A 22,720-nucleotide genomic window follows, 5' to 3' on the forward strand; every position below is an offset into this window, starting at 1 on the left:
AGACATGCTCGCCTAGCCTGCAAATGTCCGTTCATCGGGGTAGACCGGAGTCGCCGTGGTCCTGCCAAACCGACGCGAATGACCCATTGCGGTCATTCTGGCGGACGAGGGAATCGGAGCAGGAATTGCTCAGCTCTGGGCATGGCGTCATGCAAGAACTGCTTGGGCTCTCGAAGCCACAGACCATCGTACTCGCGTGACTTTGACTCCGAGATCAGAACGTCCATTGGGAGGAAAATCAACTGAGCAGACCAACCGGGCCACCAGCGGTTCGCTTTCGCTTCCATGTGCCCGAGCAAACGGCTCCAACTTGAAAAACCATGATAGTCGAACGCCATATCGTCGCGCACCACCACGATGTGATTGCCAGTGAAACCCTTTGACGGCTTGATCCAGAGCGGAGCAAAGCCGGACCTCGGATTCGCCTTCAGAAAAGCATGGGCGAGGATATGGCACGCCCCACAAGCAAAGAAGACTCGCTCCGGCAGCGACCAACGACGAACCGGATCCTGCTTCACTCGGTCAGCGAGAACATACATGGAGACAGCTCCAATCTGATCGCGTCAGGATGTCTGATTCGTCGCCTTTTGGGGCCTTAAACGACCTTTCGAACGCCGTGGTCAATGCCCGTGGTCGGGGGTAGAGCGGAAGTCGCCGGATGATGCCGTGATGTCGCAGCCTGACCCCAACCGGACATGTCGCGAGCCGCTACTCGAATCGACCCGTCGGAAAGGGAAGTAGCTTTGCCAGATCGAGAAGCCAGAGCTAAGGCCGGCATTCTTCTTGACGGAGCAGTTAGTCGGTAGGATCATATTTGACTTGAGACGCCCGACCTTCCGGACGAACCCGTGCGGTCCCGCGCCTTCTGTTTATGGCCTCGTGGTTGGCAGAACGGGAGGTTAGCAATGGCTATCGATTACACCTCAGCTTCAATCGCGCTATCACAAACAGGTGCTGCTCAGGCGCCTCGGCGGCAGTTCTTCTGCGACGAGGTTGGGCGGCGAGAATTTGTCTGCGGCGGAGGCGCCAGTCTCTTTAGCCTGATACTTGCTACAATACTCGGTAGCTCGAAGCCAGTCAGGGCGCAGGCCGTCGCTGGATCATTGCCAGAGCTCGACCGCGTGGCAGTTCGAATCGTGATCGACAGCTATCAGTTCGCTGTCGCCCCGAGCAGAAAGCTGCCCAATCTCGATATCCAGCACTTTGGCTGGGGTCTTAGCGAGAAGCCGCCGCGCAGAACGTTGGTCAGCGAATTCGGCCTTGCGATGCAGGTCGAGTCGCGACGCGGCAACGAGACGCGCAATATCCTGGTCGATTTCGGTTTCACGTCGGAGGCACTTCTCAACAACACGAATCTTCTTGGCATTGATCCCGCGGCCATCGACGCACTTGTGCTCAGCCACGGGCACCAGGACCACTTTGGCGGTCTCGTTGGTTTCTTGCAGGCGCACAGCGGCAAGCTAAAACCCAAACTGCCGCTGTTTGTCGGCGGCGAAGGATGCTTCTGCGCGCGCGAGTGGACTGGCCCGCCGGTGCGGGGCAGCTTCGGCGTCATCGACCGCAAAGCACTCGAGGCGGCCGACATCGCCGTAACCGTCGCGGACAAACCTGCCCTGGTTGCGGATCACGCCGTGGCCACGGGGCAGATCAGTCAGAAGACCTTCGAGAAGGTGCTGTCACCGAGCGCAATGACCATTGGTTTCGACCGCGGCGTCGGCTGTTATCCCGAGCGCCTCAGCGAGGCGGAACGTACTGCGCCGGTCGTACCGGATCAGTTTCAGCACGAGATCGCGACGGCGTTCAATCTGAAAGGACGGGGGCTTGTCGTCCTAACTTCATGCAGCCATCGCGGCGTGGTCAACGCGATCAAGCAAGCTCAAGCCGTCTCCGGCGTGGAAAAAATTCATGCGGTGATCGGGGGCTTTCATCTCGCGCCCTATCAAGAGGACTACGTTCGAGATACGGTCAAGGCACTCCAGGAAATCGATCCGACTTTCGTGATTCCGCTGCATTGCACGGGGGAGCCTTTTTACGAAACCGCGCGAGCTGCGATGCCGACAAAGCTCTTACGCTCGTACACCGGAACTCGATTGGTTTTCGAGGCGTGAGCGTAGCCTAACCATCACATGAATGTCCGTTCGTGGCCCATCAACGAAGTGGCGACCCGCCTCATTGAGGCCCGCTCAATGAGGCATGGCGGACTAGATTTGCTTACCTTGAGTTCTTCGCATTTTGACCCATTGCAGACGCGCGGGGCCTATTGCTGCGATCTACTTTCAAGCAGCCGGTCGCGGACCTCCTCCGATACGAAGCGTTCCGCCCGCTGCCATGCCTCGTCATTGTCACCGCGGAACTGAAAGTACTTTCTGAACACGACGCGCTGGGTTGTTGTATCGATGGTAGCAATCCGCACAACCTGCACCAGCGTGCTTAGCTTGTGAACGATGCCGATAATCAGGATCTGCGCGCCGGCCTGTGACGCCGCGCGCAGCCGATCGCGCAACGCCGGTCCGTCGGTCGGACAATTTGGTGCGCAGGAGGACGGCACGAGCTCAAAGCGCCGGTCTGCCGTGACGTTGTCCCGCAGCGCAGTCATGAAAGTCCGCAATCGCTTTTCATGCACGGCCGTCTGATCGGTGGGCTCGTTCGACGTGTCGATATAAATGAAATCGTCGACAGAGACAGCCAAGGCGTGGCCCGCGGTCGCGGCGGATGCATCTGAGATGAGGCTGGATCCGAGGAACAGACCCGTGAACAGGCCGGCTGTGGTAAGAGCTTGCAACAGGGAGGCGGGGCGCATGGCGAGGGCTCGATCTCCGAGGCTGAATTGCGGTGCGACTGTAACCCTTTCCAAGCATCAATTGCTGCATTCCCTACCGCTATCCGGCACCGTCGTTCAGACCAAGTCGCGCCAAATGTCCAAAGCGGATTTGACCAGAACATTGGAGGTCGTCAGCGGAAAGTCAGCTTACAAGTTAGTCATTCAAGGCTGCTTGAAGTGCTCGCATTGCAAGCGCCGACCAAATACGCGCTGGTCGTCAACCTCAAGACCGCTAAAATGCTCCGCCTCGATCTTCCGGCGGCGCGGCTCGCCCCGCGCATGGCGCGGCCTACGCGACCTATGTCGGAAGCTGGCGCAAGCGCTTTCGCATCACCAAGGGCAAGGCCAGTCTCACACGATACGAAGACGAGGCCACCAAGACGGTACGCAGTTTACGCGCAGCCAGCCATAGCCGGATGGATGCGAGTTGGACGAAGGCGATAAGGGGCTTGAATCACGGCAAGACAGTCCGGCTCAATGTGGCCCGCCAAGGAGCGGGGCGGACGCTATGCACCCGAAAGCGGACCTATTATGCTCACCCTGAGCTTTGTCGTTCTTGACCCAAATCGGACTTCAGCTGTTACCGAGATAGGCGACGGTTTCGATCTCCACCAAGACTTCCGGTTTCGCAAGAGACCGCACTTCTACAAGCGTGGAGGCAGGAAAGTCTCCGGTGAAGAACTCGCGGCGCGCTCGCCAGACCTCGGTGTTTTTCTTGATATCGACGACATAGATCGTCATCTTTACCAGATTGTCCATCGTTCCCCCGGCCGCATTGATGATGCGATCAATGCGTGAAAATATTTGCTTGGTTTGTTCGTACTCATCTTTTCCAACTATCTCAGTGCCGCCTTCGAAGGGACGTGCTACTTGGCCGGAGATGAACAGCATGTCGCCGGCGCGTATAGCGTTTGACCACAGACCGGGGCCGACCTCAGCTACATCGGGGACGGAGAGCTTTGTCCTAGGCATTGCATTCTCCCTATGAAGTTATCTCTGATGCGTTTCGCTATTGGTCTATCACAAATATAGGCGAGCGCGTCGCGGAATTGCCTCGGATGAAAGATGTACGATGCACACCCTGCGCGACTTGTCGTTCGGCTGGATTATAAGGTAGAGCCTTGACTGCGACGCGGCCGGAGTCTGCTTGTGGCCCGTATGCGACGACTCCGACCTGTGACGTAGCGTCTGTTGCTAGGAGTGGACCGGCCATGGTTCAGACGCGGGCCAACCGACGCAACTGACCCAAAACCGGCAGTTTCGGTGACGTCGCCTTTTGGCCCTACGCTGATCAGGGTCAACGTCGTGGCCGCGGATTGACATTTCTCTCGTCGGGGAGATTGCATGGCGCGCGCAGCTTTACGGACCTCGTCATGAAGCTTATAGCGCATCGTGGATGGTCCGCGGGTCGGGGTGAAAACTCGCTCGCCGCGTTCGCACGTGCCGCCCGTGACGGCAGAATATCTGGTGTCGAATTCGACGTCTGCCTTGCAGCGGATTCCGACACATTGGTGGTGTCACACGAGCCGCCGCGTCATGTCGAGAATGCGCTTACCCTCGATGCGGCACTGTCGCTTCTTTCGCCGACTGACCTTGAACTGTTTGTGGAGGTGAAGGAGACGGGACTTGTCTCTAGAGTCATCGAGAGGCTGGTTGCCAGCAACGTGGCCCGTCGCTCGGTCGTGTTTGCCTTTGCCGCCGTCGCAAGATCCTTTCCGTGGGAGGGTGCGCGACCGGTGCGCCTGGGCCTCATCGTCATGTACCCGTGGAACCTGAATCGTGCGGTGCGCAGGTATGAGCCGGATGTCCTCCTGCTCGGCTGGGACGCGCGCGCTTGGACGCGAGTCGCTTTTCGCGCCTGGTGGTCCGTTTTCTCGCTTGAGCAGCTTGCGCGACGCCACCACGTGCCGGTTGTGGTAGGAGTCGTGCAACGCATGAACGACCTTCATTGGCTCTCGCGGCAGCACCTCTACGGGGCAGTTGCCGACGTCGACCGCACTCTCGACCAGCGCCAGACCTGATTAGGCCGCGCAAACCCCTTCGTCGCCCGTGAAGTATTCGAAAGCAGCTGACAGATCGGCCTGATCTGGTGGGGAACTGTTTCGGTGACGTCGCCTTTTGGCCCGTAGGTGAAGTGGCGGCACGTTGCATCGAGGTCCGCTCGTGGACGTGTAGCGGACTAGGTTTGCTCACGGTGAGTTATTCGCATTTTGACCCAACTCGGACCCCCCTGTTGACGCACGCGCTTTGCCGCCGTGCCAGGGCCGGCCCGGCAAGATGCCCACTTGAGGCGATCGAGCCTCCTACGATACCGCTCACAGGTCCGCAACTAAGTGCTAAGCTCCTCCTTGTCCCAGCGGCGTGGTTGGTCTGGCCGTTCGGAGGGCGCTGTGACCGAGCAGCAGGTTCATAGGCGATTAGCGGCAATCTTGGCTGCCGACGTGGTCGGCTACTCCGCGTTGATGCAGCGCGCTGAGGTAGCCACCTACGCGGAGTTCGAACGGCTCAAGCGGGAATTGATCGAGCCTGGTCTCTCCCGCCACGAAGGGCGACTAATCAAGACAACGGGTGACGGCGCGTTGGCCGAGTTCGCAAGTCCATCGGCTGCGGTGCGATGCGCGGTGGACATACAGGAAAGCATCGCATCAGGCCGAAGCCCCCTTAACCTTCGTATTGGGGTCAATCTCGGGGAGGTTATCGTTGGAGCTGACGGCGATCTTTTTGGCGACGGGATCAACATTGCGGTCCGGCTGGAGGGGACCGCCGATCCGGGCGGCATCCTGATTTCCGAGAAGGTGTACAGCGAGGTCGAGGGCAAGCTGGATGTTGGCTTCGAGGACCGGGGCGAACAGCGGCTCAAGAACATCTCCAGGCCGGTCCGCGCTTACGCCGTTCGCGCCGGAGCGCGCAGCATGCTGATCGATAGGCTAAGTGCGGCCCCGCCACTCCCGGACAAGCCTTCCATCGTCGTGTTGCCGTTTGACAATATGAGCGGCGATCCCGAGCAGGAATACTTCGCGGACGGAATGGTTGAGGAGATCACCACCGCGCTTTCGCGGTTCAAATGGCTGTTTGTGATCGCCCGAAATTCGAGCTTTACGTTCAAAAACAAAGCCGTCGATGTGAAGGAGGTCGGACGCAGGCTTGGCGTGCGCTATGTCCTTGAGGGGTCTGTGCGCAAGGCATCGGGGAAAGTCCGCATCACCGGGCAATTGATTGATGCGATTACTGGCGCACACATTTGGGCGGACAGGTTCGAGCGTGACCTCACGGATATTTTCGTTCTCCAGGACGAAGTCACCGTTGCCGTCGTCTCGGCCATTCAGCCAAGATTGCTTCAAACAGAAATCGATTTGGCGGCGCGGCGGCGACCGGAGGACCTCACCGCTTATGATTTTTATCTCCGGGCTTTGCCGCAGTATTACCTATCGACCCGCGAAGGGCTGGCAGAGGCGCTCAGGCTGGCGCATCGCGCTCTGGAGCTGGACCCTCGGTTCGGCTTTGCCGCGGCTCTGGCCGCGAACTGTTATACGCTTAAGGTCCTTTTGGGCTATGACGACCCTCAATTCAACCGCAAGGAAGCAGTTCGACTGCTTCGCCTGGCATTGAGCATCGACGACAGTGATCCGGAAACGTTAGCGTACGCTGCCATAATCTCGGCGTTCATGGTCGACGATATTGAAAGTGGAATCGAAATGGCTGATCGCGCGGTCGCGCTCAACCCAAATTCATATACGGCATGGCGCGGCAGAGGCTGGGTCTATCGAAATGCGGGGCTGCCGGAGGAAGCGGTCCGGAGCTTCGAACGCGCCGTGCGCATGAGCCCGGTAGACCCGACGCTACACCGGTCGTTTACCGGGATGGGGATGGCCTTTATTGAGCTTCGTCGCTTTGACGAGGCCATCGCCGCAGGGAAGAAAGCCCTTCGTCAGAACCCCTCCCATCCGACAGCGTACCGCTGTCTCGCGTCCGCTTTCGCCCACCTCGGACGCGACGCCGAGGCGCGTGAGGCGGCGGCGCGTGTGCTTGAGACCGATCCCGGTTCTACGATATCTGCGTTCATCGCCCGGGGCGGACAATCAAACGCGACGCTGTTGATTGAGGGGCTTCGGAAGGCGGGGTTGCCCGAGTAGCCCTCCATCCCATGAGGTGATCAAGGCGCACTCTGCTGCGGCGCATGAGTCCGGTTTTGGCCCTTCCGCGACATCGGGCTATGTCCGCTATTCCGCCGCTGTTGAGGGTTGGGCGGACGTCAGTCAGTCGCTTAATGAGTACACGGCCTGGAGCGGGATGAGGCCGTGACGACGGACCATCTCGTGCCTCGGACGCAAGCTGCCTGAGTGCTGCGAGCCGGGTCCCATTCTACTTTGCATGGGGTTGTTTTCGCGATTTTGTGCCTGAGTCCCACAGTGTACCACTGCCGCGCTGCACGGCGTCGGGGACACGGAAAATGTCTGTGCAGAGCAGCCATGACCGCGCTCCATTGCTTACACGCGTCAAGTTTGGTCATCTGTTTCCACCCCGCACTTCTTCGAAGCGGCGGGTGGGAGGGACTATGAGAAACAAGATCACCGGCCGTTCGGCATTCCTGGCGCTGCTCAAGGACGAGGGCGTTACGCATCTGTTCGGCAATCCCGGCACCACCGAACTGCCGATCATGCACGCGCTGAAGGACCATCCCGACCTCACCTATGTGATGGCGATGCAGGAAAGCCTGGTCGTCGCCATGGCCGACGGCTTCAGCCGCGCCTCCGGCAAGCTCGTCGCCTGCAATGTCCATGTCGCGCCCGGTCTCGGCAACGCGATGGGCTCGCTCTACAACGCCAGCTTCACTGGCACGCCGCTGATCCTGACCGCCGGCCAGCAGGAGCAAGGCCACGGCCTGACGGAGCCGGTGCTTTATGGTCCGCTGGTGCAGATGGCCGCGCCCTTGGTCAAGTGGGCGGTGGAGGTGACGCGGCTGGAGGACCTGCCGCGGATCGTGCGCCGCGCCGCCAAGATCGCGACCACGCCACCGACGGGGCCGGTGTTCATCTCGCTGCCGGGCGATATCCTCAATTCCGAGGCCGGCATCGAGCTTGGCCGCTCGACCCGCGTCGATACGCGCGTCAAACCATCGGAGGAATCGCTGCAGGCGCTCACCGCGCGGATTCTCAAGGCAGAGCGGCCGGTGATCATTGTCGGCGACGAGATCGTGAAAAGCGATGCGCTGCAGGAGGCCGCTCAACTCGCGGAAACGCTGGGTTGCCCAGCCTACCAGTCGCCGACGCCCTATGGCGCCCATTTCCTGTCGGAAAGCCCGTGCTTCATGGGTGCGCTGGCGCGCATCCAGAAGATCGCCCGTGACGCACTGTCGCCGTACGATCTCATCATCGCGCTCGGCGGCGATCCCTTGCGGATGTCGGTCTACAGCGAAGTCGATCCGTTGCCGGACGGATTGTCGATCGTGCAGATCGGCCTGGTCGACCACGACCTCGCCAGGAACTATGGGGCGGATATCGCGCTCAAGGCCGATGTGCGGGAAACCTTGCGCGCCCTGGTGCCGGCTCTAAAGGCCGCCGGCGGCAGTACGCTCCAGGCGCGCGCGAGCCAAGGATTGGACACGCTCGCCGCGAAGAATTGGACGGCGCGGCGCAGGCCGCTGGTCGAACAGATTGCGAGACACGCCGATACTTCGCCGATCGATCCGGACTGGCTGGCGCTGCAGGTGGTCGAAGCGATGCCGGACAACGCCATCCTGGTCGACGAGGGATTGACCTCGGCGCGGCAGATCATCGCGCTGCGTCCGCATCGCGACCGCTACGGCTATCACGCGCTCGCCTCAGGCGGCATCGGCTGGGGATTGCCGGCGTCTGTCGGCGTCAGCCTCGCCAATCCGCAGCGGCCAGTGGTGTGTTATTCCGGCGACGGCAGCTCGATGTACTCGATCCAGTCGCTGTGGACGGCCGCAAACCACAAGCTGCCGTTGACGTTCGTCATCGTCAATAATGGCGGCTACCGCATCATCAAGCAGCGGCTGCTCGCCTTCCATGGCGACGATCATTACGTCGGCATGGATTTTGTGGATCCCCCGGTGGATTTTGCGGGCGTTGCGAAGTCGCTGGGCCTGGAGGCGACGAAGGTCACCGATCCCGGCCAGCTCAAATCGGTCTTGTCATCCTCCTTCAGCCGGCCGGGGGCAAAACTGATCGAGGTCGTGGTAAGCAATTCGGTGAATTAGTCGAAATCGGTAGGGTGGGTAAAGCGCAGCGTGCCCACCATATCAGAGGCGCGGTGTGGATAGGTGGTGGGCACGGCGCAAGTGCGCCTTTGCCCACCCTACGAATTACTCCGCTGCCTGCACATGCGGGCGAAATCTCGCCGCCGGATGCGTCTGGGTGAGCCGTGCGCGTCCCGCTCCGAACAGCTTCTCTCGCAGCGTCCCCTTCGCGTACTCGCTTTTGTACCGTCGTCGCCTTGTCAGCTCCGGCACCAGCATGTCGGCGATATCTTCGAAATCGCCGGGCGAGGTGGCGAACGCGACGTTGAGGCCGTCGACGTCGGTCTGCTCGAACCAGGCCTCGATATCGTCGGCAACCTTCTCGGGCGTGCCGATCACGACCGGCCCCGCGCCGCCGATGCCGACATGCTCGACGACCTCGCGGACGGTCCAGACCCGGTCGGGATCGGCGCGGGTGACGTTGTCGAGCGCAGTGCGGCCGGCGTCGTTCTGGACGTGGCGCACTTGCTGGTCGAGGTCGTAGCTCGAGAAATCGACGCCCATCCAGCCCGACATCAAGGCCAGTGCGCCCTCCGTCGCGATGTGCGCCCGATAGTCGGCGTATTTCGCTTTCGCCTCTGCCTCGGTGCGGCCGATAATGATCGTCATCATGGAGAACATCAGGATTTCAGCCGGATTGCGGCCGATCTCCTGCGCCAGCGCGCGGATCGCGGCAACCCGCGGCCCGATGATCTTGGCCGACGGGCCCGACATGAATACGCATTCGGCATGTTGGGCGGCGAACCTTCGACCGCGCGGCGAGGTGCCGGCCTGGTACAGCACCGGCGTTCGCTGCGGCGACGGCTCGCTAAGATGGATGGCGTTGAGCCGGTAGTTGCGGCCCTCGTGCTGAATGCGATGCACCTTGGAAGGATCGGCAAAAATCCCGCGCGCGCGGTCGCGCAGCACGGCGTCGTCTTCCCAGCTTCCTTCCCAGAGCTTGTACACCAGCTCCATATATTCGTCAGCGATGTCGTAGCGGTCGTCATGTGCGGTCTGCCTGTCCTTGCCGGCGCCGCGGGCGGCACTGTCGAGATAGCCGGTCACCACGTTCCAGCCGACGCGTCCCTCCGTGAGATGATCGAGCGTCGACATTCTCCGGGCAAACGGGTAGGGCGGCTCGAAAGAGAGATTGCTGGTGACGCCGAAGCCGAGATTCTGCGTCACCGCTGCCATCGCCGGGATCAGCATCAGCGGCTCGTTGGCCGGCGTCTGCGCGGCATTGCGCAGGGCAGCGTCCGGGCTGTTGCCGAAGACGTCATAGACGCCAAGCACGTCGGCGAGGAAAAGTCCGTCGAACCGGCCGCGCTCAAGCGTCTTCGCCAGATCGAGCCAATAGGGCAGGCGGTTGTAGTCCAGCGTGCGGTCGCGCGGATGGGTCCAGAGCCCCGGCGATTGATGCGCCACGCAGTTCATGGCGAAGGCGTTGAGCCGGATTTGTTTTGTCATGACGCGAACCTCGCAGCGCACAGTTCCCTTGCGCATTTGCCCGGTTAAACGCCGGGCTGTTGCCTGAAATTGTTGCATCCTCGCTGCGTTTAGCAAGGCCCATTCGACGGGCCCTGCCACTTCCAGCGGGCGGCTTATCCCGATAGGTTGCGCCCCAACACGTTAGCGAACAAAGGAAAGAAACATGGCTGATAGAGCCGACGCGGTTGCGCGGGCACGCGAGCATCTTCATTCCGGCGCGTTTCTCGCCGAACTCGGCCGCAGGGTCGGCTATCGGACCGAAAGCCAGAATCCCGGCAGCGGCGAGGCGTTGCGCGCCTATCTCGTGGACGACCTCCAGCCGGCCTTCGCCGCGCTCGACTTCTCCACCCGCCTGATCGAATCGCCGACCGGCAAGGGCCCCTATCTGCTGGCGGATTATCGTGAGGATCCCTCTCTGCCGACCGTGCTCACCTACGGCCATGGTGACGTCGTCGACGGCATGGAAGGCGAATGGCGCGACAATCTCGACCCGTGGCAGGTCACGACCAAGGACGAGCGCGTCTATGGCCGCGGCACCGCCGACAACAAGGGCCAGCACAGCATCAACCTCGCGGCGTTGCGCGCGGTGCGCGAGACCCGCGGCGGCAGGCTTGGCTTCAATGCCAAATTCATTATCGAGACCGGCGAGGAGATCGGCTCGCCCGATCTGCGGCAGGTGTGCGAAGCCCATCGCGAGGCGCTGAAAGCCGATCTGTTCCTGGCGTCGGACGGGCCGCGGCTCTCGGCCGATCGGCCGACGATCTTCCTCGGCTGCCGCGGCGGCAACCGCATTCATCTCGATGTTAACTTGCGCGAAGGCGGCCACCATTCGGGCAATTGGGGCGGCGTGCTCGCCAATCCCGCGACGATCCTTTGCAACGCCGTCGCGAGCCTCGTCGACGGCAAGGGACGGATGAAGCTCGACGCGCTCAAACCGCCGCGCATTTCAAACGCGGTCCGCGCGGCGCTTGCGGATGTGAAGATCGAGCCGACCGCGGACGAGCCGGCGCTGGCGCCCGATTGGGGCGAGGAGGGGCTATCGCCGGCAGAGCGGCTGTTTGCCTGGAATACGCTGGAGGTTCTGGCGATGTCGTCGGGCAGTATCGAGAAGCCAGCCAACGCCATTCCGGGACACGCCAATGCCGTGCTGCAGCTCCGCTTCGTCGTCGGCACCAAATACGAAGAGGTCATTGACGCCGTGCGCACGCATTTGCACGCCAACGGCTTTCCGATGGTGGAAGTCAGCGGCACGCAACGTTTCGCCGCCTCGCGCACCGATGTCGACAGCCCCTGGGTGAATTGGACTGCGAACTCGATCAGGGAGACTACCGGCAAGTCGCCGGCGATCCTGCCGAACTTTGGCGGCTCGCTGCCGAATGACGTGTTCGCCGAGGGGTTTGGCCTGCCGACGATCTGGGTGCCGCATTCCTACCCTGGCTGCTCGCAGCATGCGCCGGACGAGCACATCCTGCTGCCGGTGACTGAGGAAGCGCTGGCGATCATGGCAGGGATATTCTGGGACCTCGGTGAGAAGGCGAAGGCGTGACTCCGTCATGGCCGGGCTTGTCCCGGCCACCACCTTCTTGCGGATGCTACAAGGCCTGGCATGACGAGCTGAGAGGTCGTTGGCACGCCGCTGCCTTACACCTCTTCATCCAGCGCGACCAGTTCGCGCTTCTTGCGCAGCGCCGGCAGCAGCGGGCCGACCAGCAGCACGACCGCAAACAGAAGGCAGGCGGCCGAGATCGGCCGTTCGATAAAGGTCATCAGATTGCCCTGGGAGAGGATCAGCGACTTGCGCAGATTGTTCTCCAGCATCGGTCCCAGCACGAAGGCCAGCACCAATGGGGCCGGCTCGTAGCCGAGCTTGCGCATGAAATAGCCGATAATGCCGAACGCGATCATCACATAGACGTCGAACACATTGTTGCTTGAGCAATAGACGCCGATGATGGTGAACAGGATGATCAGGGGAAACAGGATGTTGTAGGGCAGCTTGAGGAGCTGGACCCACATGCCGATCATCGGCAGGTTCAACACCAGCAGCATCAGGTTGCCGATATACATGCTGGCGACGATGCCCCAGAACAGGCCGGGGTTCTGCGTGATCATCAAGGGCCCAGGCTGCAGGCCGTGAATGACGAAAGCGCCGAGCAACAGCGCCATCACCACATTCGGTGGAATGCCGAGCGTCATCAGCGGAATGAAGGCGCCACCGGCGGCGGCGTTGTTGGCGGCTTCGGGTCCCGCCACGCCCTCGATCGCGCCGTTGCCAAAGCGCTCCGGTGTCTTGGACAGTCGCTTTTCCAGAGCATAGGACGCAAAGGAAGAGATCACCGCCCCGCCGCCCGGCAGGATGCCGAGCAGAAATCCCATGATCGTTCCGCGCGACATCGGGCCCGCGCTGGCCTTCCAGTCTGCTCTGCTCGGCAACAGATGCGTGATCTTCGTGTTGATGATGTCGCGTTTGATGATTTGTTCAGTGTTGAGCAGCACCTCGGCGACACCGAACAGACCCATGACAACAGGGACCAGCCCGATGCCGTCGATCAGTTCGACCCGGCCGAAGGTCAAGCGCGGTTGCGCGGTGATGCTGTCGAGCCCGATCAGCCCGAGCACAACGCCGGTGCAGGCCATCAGCAGCGCCTTTGCCATCGAGCCCTGCGTCAGGAAGGTGAGCACCACGAGGCCCAGCACCATCAGGCTGAAATATTCGGCCGGCCCGAAAGCGATCGCGACGCTGGCAAGTTTTGGCGCCACCAGCATCAGCGCGATCAACGCGAAAGTGCCGGCGATGAACGAGCCGAACGCGGCGATGCCGAGCGCAGGACCAGCGCGGCCTTGTTTCGCCATCTGGTGCCCGTCGATACATGTGACGACGGAAGCGGCCTCGCCGGGAATGTTGACCAGGATCGAGGTGGTCGAGCCGCCATACATCGAGCCGTAATAGATGCCGGCCATCATGATGATGCCGGATTCCGGCGTCCCCGACAGCGTGATCGGGAGCAACAGCGACATCGCCGAGATCGGGCCGATGCCGGGCAGCACGCCGACCAGCGTTCCGATGAAGACGCCGATGAAACAATAGATCAGATTGATTGGCTGAAGGGCGACGCCGAAGCCATGCGCGACGTTGATGAGCGTGTCCATGGTGCGATCAGCCGATTTCGAAGATGCCCGAGGGCAATTGGATCAGCAGGAGGCGTTTAAGGATCCACCACATGCCGAGCGGCACCAACAGCGCGATCGGAATGGTCAATTGCCAGCGCACCGGATCGACCAGCCGCAACAGCAGTACCATCAGCGGGATCGACGACAGCAGGAAGCCGAGCGGATTGAGCGCAAAGGCGAACACGGCGAGGCAGGCGATGACGATCACCGGTTTTGTCCAGCGCGTGTTCTGCCAACGCGAACCGAAGGTCGGCCCGCCCTCGGTGAGCGCCGCGACGATGATCGCCACGGCGAACAGGCACATCAGGATGCCGGTATAGAACATGACGTAACCCGCCCCGGGATCGTTGATGGTGCCGAGCTTGAGCTTGAGCCCGGACCAGATCACAAAACCGCCGAGCGCGAGCCCGATCAGCCCGCCCCACAGTTCGGAATTGTTGAGGCGGAATTTGACGTCACTGTCGTTATTCATGCGAAACTCTCTCAGGCGTTCCCCGGACGCAGTGCAGCGCCATCAGCGCGTTTACGCGCGTCCGGACGCGCTATGGCGTTGCGCTGCAGAGCCGGGGTCCACGGCTGGCGTCATGGGTCCCGGTCCTGCAGAGCAGCGCAAACGCGCTGCACCGCGTCCGGGACACGGTTGCGGCTAGTTCGTCTTCTTCGCCAGCCCGAGCCTGTCGATCACCTTGCGCTCGGATTCGGTCACTTCGACGACGAACTTCTTGTAATCCTCGGTATTCCTGTAGTTCGGCACCATGTCGAATTTGGCGAGCGTGGCGATCACGGCGGGATCTTCGAGCGCCTTCTTGAAAGCGTCGTGCAGCTTGGCGACGACCTTCGGGTCCATCCCCTTCGGTCCGGCGATGCCGAAGGGCGAGTCATAGACCATGGGATAGCCGAGCTCCTTCAGCGTCGGCACGTTTGGGTAGTTCGGCGAGCGCGCAGAGGTCCACACCATCAGAAGCCGCAGCTTGCCGGCGTCGACCAAGGGGCGCCAGCCGGTCGAGTCCGCCTGCAGCATGGTGTGCTGCCCCAGCACCGCGGCATTGGTCTCCGCGCCGCCCTTGAACGGCACCTGCGTCAGTTTGATCCCCGCCATCGAGGCGATCTGCTCCATGCCGATATGCAGCGACGTGCCGGCGCCCGGCGTCGCATAGGTCACCTTGCCGGGATTCTGCTTGGCGTAGTCGATCACATCCTGCCAGGTCTTGAATGGCGACTCGGCGCTGGTGGTGACACCGAACGTGTAGCCGGTGAGGTGAACGATGTAGGTGAAGTCCTTGGCCGGATCCCACGAGACTTCCTGCATCAGCGGCAGCCGAAACACCGTGATCGGAATCTGTGCGATGGTGTAACCGTCAGGCTTGGCGCCTGCCGCCATAGTGGCAGGCCCGACGGTGCCGGAGCCGCCGGCCTTGTTGTCGATTGCGATCGGCTGTCCCAGAACCTTCGAAGCGCTCTCGGCGATCGCGCGCATCGAGATGTCGGTCGAACCGCCCGCCGGCCACGGGACGATCAGCGTAATCGGCTTGGTGGGATATTCTTGCGCGCCGGCGGCTGCGGATATCAGCATGAAGGCAGCAATGGCGGTCGCCAAATGGCTACGTCTGAACATATGCAACACTCCCTTGCAGCTTCTCTTGACACGAGAGCCGCTTGTTTCTTCCCGGGCTCGATCATCCCTGAAATCGCCCAGGAAGAAAAGCGTGTTGGCGGCTGAGGCTCGCGCCGTCCGCGTCGCAACAAGCTGGAAATGACGCCAGCGACAGATGGCCTGCCGCGGCATCCCGGACTACGGAATTTGGCTGCCGCCGCGCCATGCGAATTCGGGCAATGACGACCAGCCTGGATTGTCGGCCCACTCGTTCGCAACGTCACCGCTCGTTAGGCAGCGCGGCGCAGGGCAAACGCTCCGGTCGCGGTGACCGATGGCTTGCAACCGATCATGTCCGCCGTCAGCCGCGCGCTGCCGCACGCCAGCGTCCAGCCGAGCATACCGTGTCCTGAATTGATGAAGAGGCCGTCAAGCGGCGACCAGCCGATGATCGGCCGGCTGTCGGGCGTCATGGGACGAAGCCCGCACCAGGGCTCGATGGCACCGGCTGCGTCGATCCCAAGCAGCTCGGCGGAGGCGCGGCGCAGGACTTCGACGCGTCCTGCATCGATCGTGGTGTCGCTTTCGAGATCGGCGATGCCAGCAACCCTTATGGCCGTGCGCCCGTCGCGCGCGAGCGGCGCAAATACCAGCTTGCGTTCCATATCCGTGACGCTGTGCCGAAGAAGGCGCGCCTCCGGCGCCGGTGAAAGCGTGATGCTGTAACCTTTGAGCGGATAGATCGGCAGATAGAATCCGCACGCTTTCGCAAAAGCGCCGGATGCCGCGCCCATGCACAAAACGAAATGGTCCGCCTGCACGTGTCCCTTGCCGGTGTCGACGGCAACCAGCCGGCCGCCGGAGCGAACCGGCCCGGCAATTTCGCTACCGAGTACCCATTCGACGTTGCGTTGCCGTCTCAGGCGGAGCGTCAGTCCGGCGCAAAAGGCCGCGCAATCTCCGACCTGCTCGGAGGCCGTGAAGATGCCGCCCGCGAGTTCGTGCGCGTCAAGTCTGAGCGCAGGCTCCAGCGCCAGGCATTCCGCGGGCGTCAACACCTGTTGGCCGTCGTCGTCGGCTTTCGCGGTGACCGCGCGTCGCGCACTATCGAATTCGTTCCGGCTTCGGAACACCACCAGCTTGCCGGCCGTTCGCAATCCGAATGAGAGCATCAGGCTTTGCGTCAGGCGCGCCAGCTCGCTACGGCTCAAGGCGGCGAGCGCAAGTTGCGCTGCAATGGTCTCGCGCACGGCTGCCGGCCGGCAAGCGAGCAGGAAGCGCGCTCCCCAGGAAATCAAGGCCGGATCGAGGCCAGCGCGGATGCGCATCGGCGAAGTCGACGACAGCAGCAGCGACGGCAGCTTCCTGAGTGTTGCCGGAGACGCCAGCGGCGCCACGAATGCGTACGAGAGCTGGCCGCCATTGGCTGCGCTGGCGTCTTTCGCGGTGGAGGCATGCCGGTCGACAATGACGACGTCGTGCCCGGCCTCAGTAAGGCACCATGCGGTCGTCAGTCCGATTACGCCGGCGCCCAGTACGCAGATTTTCATTTCGAGGTCTCGTCCTGGTGATCGTCCGATCGAGGGTGAGAATCGATCGGCTGTTGCGCACCAGGTTTAAGGCCGCCGAATAGCCGCCATTGATGCCAAATCTGCATGATGCAAAATTTGCAAAACCCGCCGGCGGCGTGGCAGGCTAAGGAAGATGCGATCATGCGCGAATGCGGAACGGCTGACATGAGCAGGCGAGAATTGACGGGGATTGCCGCAGAAGCGAAAGCGAGCGGAGGTGATGCAAAGCTTGCATTGGTCATCCCGCGTGGCGACCCGCTACGTTTGCCGGCATGGAACTTCACATTTCCTATCGAGAACCAGCGCCGGTTGGCCTCCGCAGCCATGCGTTGCCCCAGAGAGGCTATCATGGCGGCCGTCGTGGCGGCGCGGCTATCGCCTGCAATGCGGGGGGCTTAATGGAGCTCCGCTGGCTTCAGGATTTCCTGATGGTGGCCGAGACCGGCAATTTCACCCGCGCCGCCGAGAAGCGAAACACGTCCCAGGCTGCGTTCAGCCGACGGATCAAGTCCCTCGAGGCTTGGCTCGGTTTCGACCTTATCGACCGCAGCGTGTACCCGACGCAGCTCACGCCGCAAGGCGAGCGCTTCCGCGAGCATGCCGGCGAGTTGCTGCGGCAGATGCTCGACAGCCGCGTCGAGCTTGGCGGCAAGCCGCTTCGCCGCAATGAACATATCCGCATCGCGCTGCCGTTCGCGATGGCCACCGCCCGGTTGCCGCATTGGTGGCAGGCCTGGTCACAGGAGCGGCGGTTGAGCTGCTCGGTGGTTGTCGGCAACATCCACGATCTCGTCACCTCGCTGGTCTCCGACAACGTGGACCTGATGATCTGCTACCACCACGCCCAGCAGCCGATCCATCTCGATCCGGACCGCTACGAACGCGTCACGCTCGGCACCGAATTCCTGCGGCCCTATGCCAGCGAGGCGCTGATGGCGAAGGGCGGCGCGTCGCTGCCCGGCCGGGCGTCGCATCCGGTCCCCCTTTTGATGTATTCGCCCGGCGTCTATTTCGCCCGGCTGGTCGATCTCATCCTGGAGACCGCCCCCATTTTCGGCGTGCGGGTCATTGAAAGCGACATGTCGGACGTGCTGTGCGGGATGGCGCTCAGCGGACGCGGCGTGGCTTGGTTAACGGAGGGGACTGTGGCGGCTTCCGGCCGGAAGCGGCTGGTCCCGATCGGCGGCAACAAATGGGCGTTGCCTTTGTCTTTAGTCGCATTCAGGGGCCGAATGCATGATGGCCAACGGGCGCTAAATCTGTTTTGGTCCGAATTGTGCAGGCATAGTGCCGGGCACGCCGGAGGCGGTCTTGCCAAGGGTCTTGCCAAGGATCTTGCCAAGACAGGTTCGAGACCGCCGGCCAAACGGCCCGGCAAGTTGCTGAGTTAGGGTTGATGAGCAATCATCTGAAACCTTTGGAGGGAGAAGTTACGTGAAACACCGTCATATTATCGGCTGTCTGGTCGCGGGTGCGTTGTGCGCCGGGCCGGCAACGGCCCAGGAGCTCACCGGGACGCTGAAGAACATCAAGGACACCGGCGCCATCACGCTCGGCTACCGCGACTCGTCGATCCCGTTCTCCTATCTCGACGACAACCAGAAGCCGATCGGCTACGCCATGGACATCTGCTACAAGATCGTCGATGCCGTGAAGAAGGAGCTCAAGCTCGACAAGCTCGAGGTCAAGCTCAACCCGGTGACGTCGTCGACCCGCATCCCGCTGCTGGCCAACGGCACGATCGATCTCGAATGCGGCTCGACCACAAACAATGCCGAGCGCCAGAAGCAGATTTCCTACACCAACACCCACTTCCTGACTGCCAGCCGCTACGTCACCAAGAAGGCGAGCAAGATCAATTCGATCGACGATCTGAAGGGCAAGCCGGTGGTCTCGACCGCGGGCACCACCAATATCAAGCAGCTCACCGAAGCCAACGCGGCGCGCAGCCTCAACATCAATATCATCCCGGCGAAGGATCACGCCGAGGCATTCCTGATGGTCGAGACCGATCGCGCCGTGGCCTTCGTGATGGACGACATCCTGCTCGCGAGCCTGGTTGCCGGCTCAAAAGCGCCGGGCGATTACGTCATCTCCAAGGATGCGTTCTCCAAGCCCGAGCCCTACGGCATCATGCTGCGCAAGGACGATCCGGCCTTCAAGAAGGTGGTCGATGCGGCGACGGCGGCGATCTATACCGGCGGCGAGGGCCAGAAGATCTACGACAAGTGGTTCACGCAGAAGATCCCGCCCAAGGGGCTGAACCTCAACACGCCGATCAGCGCCGAGCTGAAGAACGAATTCGCCAAGCCGTCGGACTCGCCGGATCCGGATTCGTATAAGTAAGTGATACGTTGACCCTCATGGTGAGGCGGCGCGCCAGCGCCGTCTCTAACCCATGAGGCCCCGGTTGGGCCTTCATCCCTAGACGCCGCGCAAATGCGCGGCTCCTCAGGATGAGGGGCTTCCACCCGGCAAGTCCGGCCATTTTTTGAAAGCAAAGAATGGCCGGACATTTGCATACGCAGTCATAACCAAACGGCTTTACCGGCACTTTCGGGGACAAGGTGCAGCGTGAACTATAACTGGAACTGGCACATCTTTTTCGAGCCGAACCCGACAGGGGCGGGGACCTATCTCGACATGTTGGTGGCGGGACTGCTGCTGACCATCAAGACGGCGCTGCTGGCCTGGGTCATCGCGCTGATTTTCGGCACGATCATCGGTATCCTGCGCTCGCTGCCGTCGAGAACCGCGTCCTGGATCGGCTTTGGCTATGTCGAATTCTTCCGCAACATGCCGCTGCTGGTGCAGCTATTCCTCTGGTTCTTCGTGCTGCCGGAACTACTGCCGCGCGGCGCGGGGCTGTGGCTGAAGCAGATGCCCAATGCGCCGTTCTGGACGGCAGCGATCGGGGTCGGGTTGTTCATGTCGGCGCGTGTCGCCGTGCAATTGGCCGCAGGCATCGCCTCGCTGCCGCGTGGACAGAAGAATGCCGCGACCGCGCTGGGTCTAACCACGGCGCAGGGCTACCGCTACGTGCTGCTGCCGATCGCGTTCCGCATCATCCTGCCGCCCCTCACTTCCGAATTCCTCAACACCATCAAGAATACGTCCGTCGCGATCACCATCGGCCTGATCGAACTGACCGGCCAGGCGCGGGCGATGCAGGAATTCTCGTTCCAGGTGTTCGAGGCCTTCACCGCCGCGACCGTGATGTATCTCGCGATCAACATCGTCGTCGTCACCGGCATGCGCTTCCTTGAACGCAGCCTGGCGATCCCCGGCTATATCACGGGGAAATAGCGATGTTCGACAATCTCGATTTCGATGTCATTCGCCGCTCGCTGCCTTACCTGTTCCTCGACGGCATGAGTTTTACGCTGATGCTGACCGGGTTGTCGGCGCTGGGCGGCCTGGTCTTCGGTACGCTGATCGCGCTGATGCGGTTGTCCGGCTACAAGCTGCTCGGCCGCGTCGCCGGGCTCTATGTCGACTTCATGCGCTCGCTGCCGCTGGTGCTGGTGATCTTCTGGTTCTATTTCCTGGTGCCCTATATCGGACAGTGGTTGACGGGGGCGTCGCGGCCCATTCGCGTCGGCGCGTTCACCTCATCGCTCGTCACCTTCATCATGTTCGAGGCGGCGTATTTCTCCGAAATCATGCGCGCCGGCATCCAGTCGATCTCCAAAGGGCAGCCGGCGGCCGCAAGCGCGCTCGGCCTGACCTACAGCCAGTCCATGCGCTACATCGTGTTGCCGCAGGCGTTCCGCAACATGCTGCCGGTTCTGCTCACGCAAACCATCGTACTGTTCCAGGACACCTCGCTGGTCTACGTGCTGTCGATCCCGGATTTCCTCGGCGCCGCCAGCAAGGTGGCGCAGCGCGACGGCCGGCTGGTCGAGATGTATCTGTTCGCGGCCGCGGTCTATTTCGTAATTTCCTGTGTCGCGTCCTATGGCGTCCGGCGCCTGCAGGCACGCATTGCCATTGTTCGGTGAGAGCCTATGATCGAAATCAGCCACGTCAATAAATGGTACGGGCCGAGTTTCCAGGTGCTGAAGGACTGCACCACCAGCGTCGCCAAGGGCGAGGTGGTGGTGGTGTGCGGCCCGTCGGGCTCGGGAAAGTCGACGCTGATCAAATGCGTCAACGCGCTTGAACCGTTTCAGGAAGGCCAGATCATTCTCGACGGCATCAAGGTCAACGATCCCAAGACCGATCTGCCAAAACTGCGCGCGCGCGTCGGCATGGTATTCCAACATTTCGAGCTGTTTCCGCACTTGAGGATCATCGAAAATCTGTGTCTCGCGCAGGAGAAGGTGCTGGGCCGCTCGCATGACGAGGCCATGGCCAAGGGCCACAAGCTGCTCGAGCGTGTCGGGTTGACGGTGCATGCGAATAAATACCCGGCCGAATTGTCCGGCGGCCAGCAGCAGCGCGTTGCGATCGCGCGGGCGCTTGCCATGGACCCGATTGCGATGCTGTTCGACGAGCCGACCTCGGCGCTCGACCCCGAGATGATCAGTGAGGTGCTCGACGTGATGGTCGATCTCGCCCATGAGGGCATGACGATGATGGTCGTCACCCACGAAATGGGCTTTGCCAGCAAGGTCGCGCATCGCGTGATCTTCATGGACAAGGGCGAGATCGTCGAGGACGCGCTGAAGACCGATTTCTTCGGCAGCCCGCGCAGCGAGCGCGCGCAGAAGTTCTTGTCGAAGATCTTGTCGCATTAGGGATACCGCGGCCCATCCGCGTCATTGCGAGCGAAGCGAAGCAATCCATGATGCCGCAAATGGAGGAATGGATTGCTTCGTCGCTTGCGCTCCTCTCAATGACGGTTACCTATAACGTCCGCCGCGGCGGCATCGCTATCTTTTAGGAGACTCTTACTTTGGAACAGATCGCTTACGTCAACGGCTCGTTCGTCCCGCTTTCAGAGGCGAAGGTCTCGATCCTCGACCGCGGATTCCTGTTTGCCGACGGCATCTATGAAGTCGCCGCCGTGCTGGATGGAAAATTGATCGACAACGCCTCGCACCTGGCGCGGCTGGAGCGCTCGGTCGGCGAGATCGAGCTGGCGCTGCCGGAGACGACGGCGCGCATCCAGGAGATCCAGAAGGAGCTGGTCGCGCGCAACGATCTCGTCAACGGCATGGTTTATCTGGAAGTAACGCGCGGCGCTGACACCGGGCGCGATTTTGCGTTTCCGAAGAACGTAAGGCCGACGTTGATCATGTTCACCTCCACCAAGGACATCATCAACGCGCCCTCAGCCAAGACCGGCATCAACGTGATCACGGTGCCGGACCTGCGCTGGGCCCGCCGCGATATCAAGAGCGTCGCGCTGTTGGCGCAAGTGTTGGCCAAGCAGGCTGCGGCAGTGGCCGGCGCCGGCGAGGCCTGGATGATCGAGGATGGCAAGGTGACCGAGGGCGGCTCGTCGTCATGCTTCATCCTCACGCAGGACGACGTAATCGTGACGCGGCAGAACGGCAGCGAGATCCTGCCCGGCTGCACCCGCAAGGCCGTCGTCGCGCTGGCTGAAGAACGCCAGCTCCGCGTCGAGGAGCGGGCATTTTCCGTCGAGGAAGCGCTGGCCGCCAAGGAAGCCTTCGTTACCAGCGCCAGTGTGTTCGTACAGGCCGTGGTGTCGATTGACGGCAAGAAGGTCGCCGACGGCAAGCCCGGCCCGATGACCAACCGCTTGCGCGAGATTTATGTGGAGTTCGCCAAGGCGACGGCGGTGTAGCACTCCAAGATGTCGTCGTCCGGCTTGACCGGACGACCCAGTATTCCAGAGACGCCAGTGTTTGAGCCGAAAGGCCGCG

20 protein-coding genes and 1 pseudogene are annotated in these 22,720 nt (G+C 61.8%); 12 read left to right on the forward strand and 9 right to left on the reverse strand.

Features of this window, described 5'->3' with window-relative positions; translation table 11 throughout:
- Positions 1 to 92 precede the first annotated feature (92 nt).
- The gene (locus tag V1290_RS24000; RefSeq protein ID WP_334366659.1) at positions 93 to 539 is read right to left on the reverse strand and encodes a hypothetical protein; all 447 of its coding nucleotides are present in this window, start codon (positions 537 to 539) and stop codon (positions 93 to 95) included.
- 366 nt (positions 540 to 905) lie between these two features.
- Between V1290_RS24000 and V1290_RS24005 the strand changes: the two genes are divergently transcribed.
- Positions 906 to 2,108 carry an MBL fold metallo-hydrolase gene (locus V1290_RS24005; protein ID WP_334366660.1) on the forward strand — a complete coding sequence of 401 codons (1,203 nt, stop codon included), beginning with the start codon at positions 906 to 908 and terminating at the stop codon, positions 2,106 to 2,108.
- Positions 2,109 to 2,257: 149 nt separating this feature from the next.
- On the opposite strand, the gene V1290_RS24010 is transcribed toward V1290_RS24005, so the two are convergent.
- Entirely contained in the window at positions 2,258 to 2,800 is a 543-nt protein-coding gene (locus tag V1290_RS24010; protein WP_334366661.1) for a DUF2380 domain-containing protein, read from the reverse strand.
- Positions 2,801 to 3,087: 287 nt separating this feature from the next.
- On the opposite strand from V1290_RS24010, the pseudogene V1290_RS24015 reads away from it, so the two are divergent.
- Positions 3,088 to 3,213 (forward strand): annotated as a pseudogene (locus V1290_RS24015) (GFA family protein); the annotation flags it as partial.
- Between the two features lie 181 nt (positions 3,214 to 3,394).
- Here V1290_RS24015 and V1290_RS24020 read toward each other — a convergent pair.
- Complete coding sequence (locus tag V1290_RS24020; RefSeq protein ID WP_334366662.1) at positions 3,395 to 3,793, reverse strand: RidA family protein; 399 nt, start codon at positions 3,791 to 3,793, stop codon at positions 3,395 to 3,397.
- Between the two features lie 401 nt (positions 3,794 to 4,194).
- On the opposite strand from V1290_RS24020, the gene V1290_RS24025 reads away from it, so the two are divergent.
- The 3 genes from V1290_RS24025 (at position 4,195) to V1290_RS24035 (ending at position 9,041) form a co-directional block, all read left to right on the forward strand.
- Complete coding sequence (locus V1290_RS24025; protein WP_334366663.1) at positions 4,195 to 4,842, forward strand: glycerophosphodiester phosphodiesterase; 648 nt, start codon at positions 4,195 to 4,197, stop codon at positions 4,840 to 4,842.
- A gap of 369 nt (positions 4,843 to 5,211) precedes the next feature.
- Positions 5,212 to 6,954 carry an adenylate/guanylate cyclase domain-containing protein gene (locus V1290_RS24030; RefSeq protein WP_334366664.1) on the forward strand — a complete coding sequence of 581 codons (1,743 nt, stop codon included), beginning with the start codon at positions 5,212 to 5,214 and terminating at the stop codon, positions 6,952 to 6,954.
- Between the two features lie 422 nt (positions 6,955 to 7,376).
- Positions 7,377 to 9,041, forward strand: a complete 1,665-nt coding sequence (locus V1290_RS24035) for a thiamine pyrophosphate-binding protein (protein WP_334366665.1) — start codon at positions 7,377 to 7,379, stop codon at positions 9,039 to 9,041.
- A gap of 105 nt (positions 9,042 to 9,146) precedes the next feature.
- On the opposite strand, the gene V1290_RS24040 is transcribed toward V1290_RS24035, so the two are convergent.
- Positions 9,147 to 10,529 carry an LLM class flavin-dependent oxidoreductase gene (locus tag V1290_RS24040; RefSeq protein WP_334366666.1) on the reverse strand — a complete coding sequence of 461 codons (1,383 nt, stop codon included), beginning with the start codon at positions 10,527 to 10,529 and terminating at the stop codon, positions 9,147 to 9,149.
- 184 nt (positions 10,530 to 10,713) lie between these two features.
- Between V1290_RS24040 and V1290_RS24045 the strand changes: the two genes are divergently transcribed.
- Positions 10,714 to 12,096 (forward strand): M20 family metallopeptidase, encoded by a 1,383-nt coding sequence (locus V1290_RS24045; protein ID WP_334366668.1) that lies wholly within the window; start codon positions 10,714 to 10,716, stop codon positions 12,094 to 12,096.
- A gap of 95 nt (positions 12,097 to 12,191) precedes the next feature.
- On the opposite strand, the gene V1290_RS24050 is transcribed toward V1290_RS24045, so the two are convergent.
- The 5 genes from V1290_RS24050 to V1290_RS24070 all read right to left on the reverse strand — a co-directional run bounded on the left by V1290_RS24050 (position 12,192) and on the right by V1290_RS24070 (position 17,212).
- Positions 12,192 to 13,700, reverse strand: coding sequence for a tripartite tricarboxylate transporter permease (locus tag V1290_RS24050; RefSeq protein WP_334366669.1), 1,509 nt, complete (start codon positions 13,698 to 13,700; stop codon positions 12,192 to 12,194).
- Positions 13,701 to 13,707: 7 nt separating this feature from the next.
- Positions 13,708 to 14,193, reverse strand: a complete 486-nt coding sequence (locus V1290_RS24055; RefSeq protein WP_334366670.1) for a tripartite tricarboxylate transporter TctB family protein — start codon at positions 14,191 to 14,193, stop codon at positions 13,708 to 13,710.
- Between the two features lie 174 nt (positions 14,194 to 14,367).
- On the reverse strand, positions 14,368 to 15,336 hold the full coding sequence (locus tag V1290_RS24060; RefSeq protein ID WP_334366671.1) for a Bug family tripartite tricarboxylate transporter substrate binding protein: 969 nt from the start codon (positions 15,334 to 15,336) through the stop codon (positions 14,368 to 14,370).
- 269 nt (positions 15,337 to 15,605) lie between these two features.
- Complete coding sequence (locus V1290_RS24065) at positions 15,606 to 16,865, reverse strand: FAD-dependent oxidoreductase (RefSeq protein ID WP_334366672.1); 1,260 nt, start codon at positions 16,863 to 16,865, stop codon at positions 15,606 to 15,608.
- Complete coding sequence (locus V1290_RS24070) at positions 16,862 to 17,212, reverse strand: hypothetical protein (protein ID WP_334366673.1); 351 nt, start codon at positions 17,210 to 17,212, stop codon at positions 16,862 to 16,864. Before V1290_RS24070 ends, V1290_RS24065 begins: the two co-directional genes overlap by 4 nt.
- A gap of 72 nt (positions 17,213 to 17,284) precedes the next feature.
- On the opposite strand from V1290_RS24070, the gene V1290_RS24075 reads away from it, so the two are divergent.
- The 6 genes from V1290_RS24075 (at position 17,285) to V1290_RS24100 (ending at position 22,641) form a co-directional block, all read left to right on the forward strand.
- Complete coding sequence (locus tag V1290_RS24075; protein WP_334366674.1) at positions 17,285 to 18,277, forward strand: LysR family transcriptional regulator; 993 nt, start codon at positions 17,285 to 17,287, stop codon at positions 18,275 to 18,277.
- A gap of 43 nt (positions 18,278 to 18,320) precedes the next feature.
- On the forward strand, positions 18,321 to 19,232 hold the full coding sequence (locus tag V1290_RS24080; protein WP_442894066.1) for an amino acid ABC transporter substrate-binding protein: 912 nt from the start codon (positions 18,321 to 18,323) through the stop codon (positions 19,230 to 19,232).
- Between the two features lie 228 nt (positions 19,233 to 19,460).
- Positions 19,461 to 20,192 (forward strand): amino acid ABC transporter permease, encoded by a 732-nt coding sequence (locus V1290_RS24085; protein ID WP_334366675.1) that lies wholly within the window; start codon positions 19,461 to 19,463, stop codon positions 20,190 to 20,192.
- Between the two features lie 2 nt (positions 20,193 to 20,194).
- Positions 20,195 to 20,887 carry an amino acid ABC transporter permease gene (locus tag V1290_RS24090; RefSeq protein WP_334366676.1) on the forward strand — a complete coding sequence of 231 codons (693 nt, stop codon included), beginning with the start codon at positions 20,195 to 20,197 and terminating at the stop codon, positions 20,885 to 20,887.
- A 6-nt stretch (positions 20,888 to 20,893) separates the two neighbouring features.
- On the forward strand, positions 20,894 to 21,625 hold the full coding sequence (locus V1290_RS24095; protein ID WP_334366677.1) for an amino acid ABC transporter ATP-binding protein: 732 nt from the start codon (positions 20,894 to 20,896) through the stop codon (positions 21,623 to 21,625).
- 158 nt (positions 21,626 to 21,783) lie between these two features.
- Complete coding sequence (locus V1290_RS24100; RefSeq protein WP_334366678.1) at positions 21,784 to 22,641, forward strand: D-amino-acid transaminase; 858 nt, start codon at positions 21,784 to 21,786, stop codon at positions 22,639 to 22,641.
- The last annotated feature ends 79 nt before the right edge of the window (positions 22,642 to 22,720 follow it).

The sequence above is a fragment of the Bradyrhizobium sp. AZCC 1578 genome (assembly GCF_036924675.1).
GTDB lineage: Bacteria > Pseudomonadota > Alphaproteobacteria > Rhizobiales > Xanthobacteraceae > Bradyrhizobium.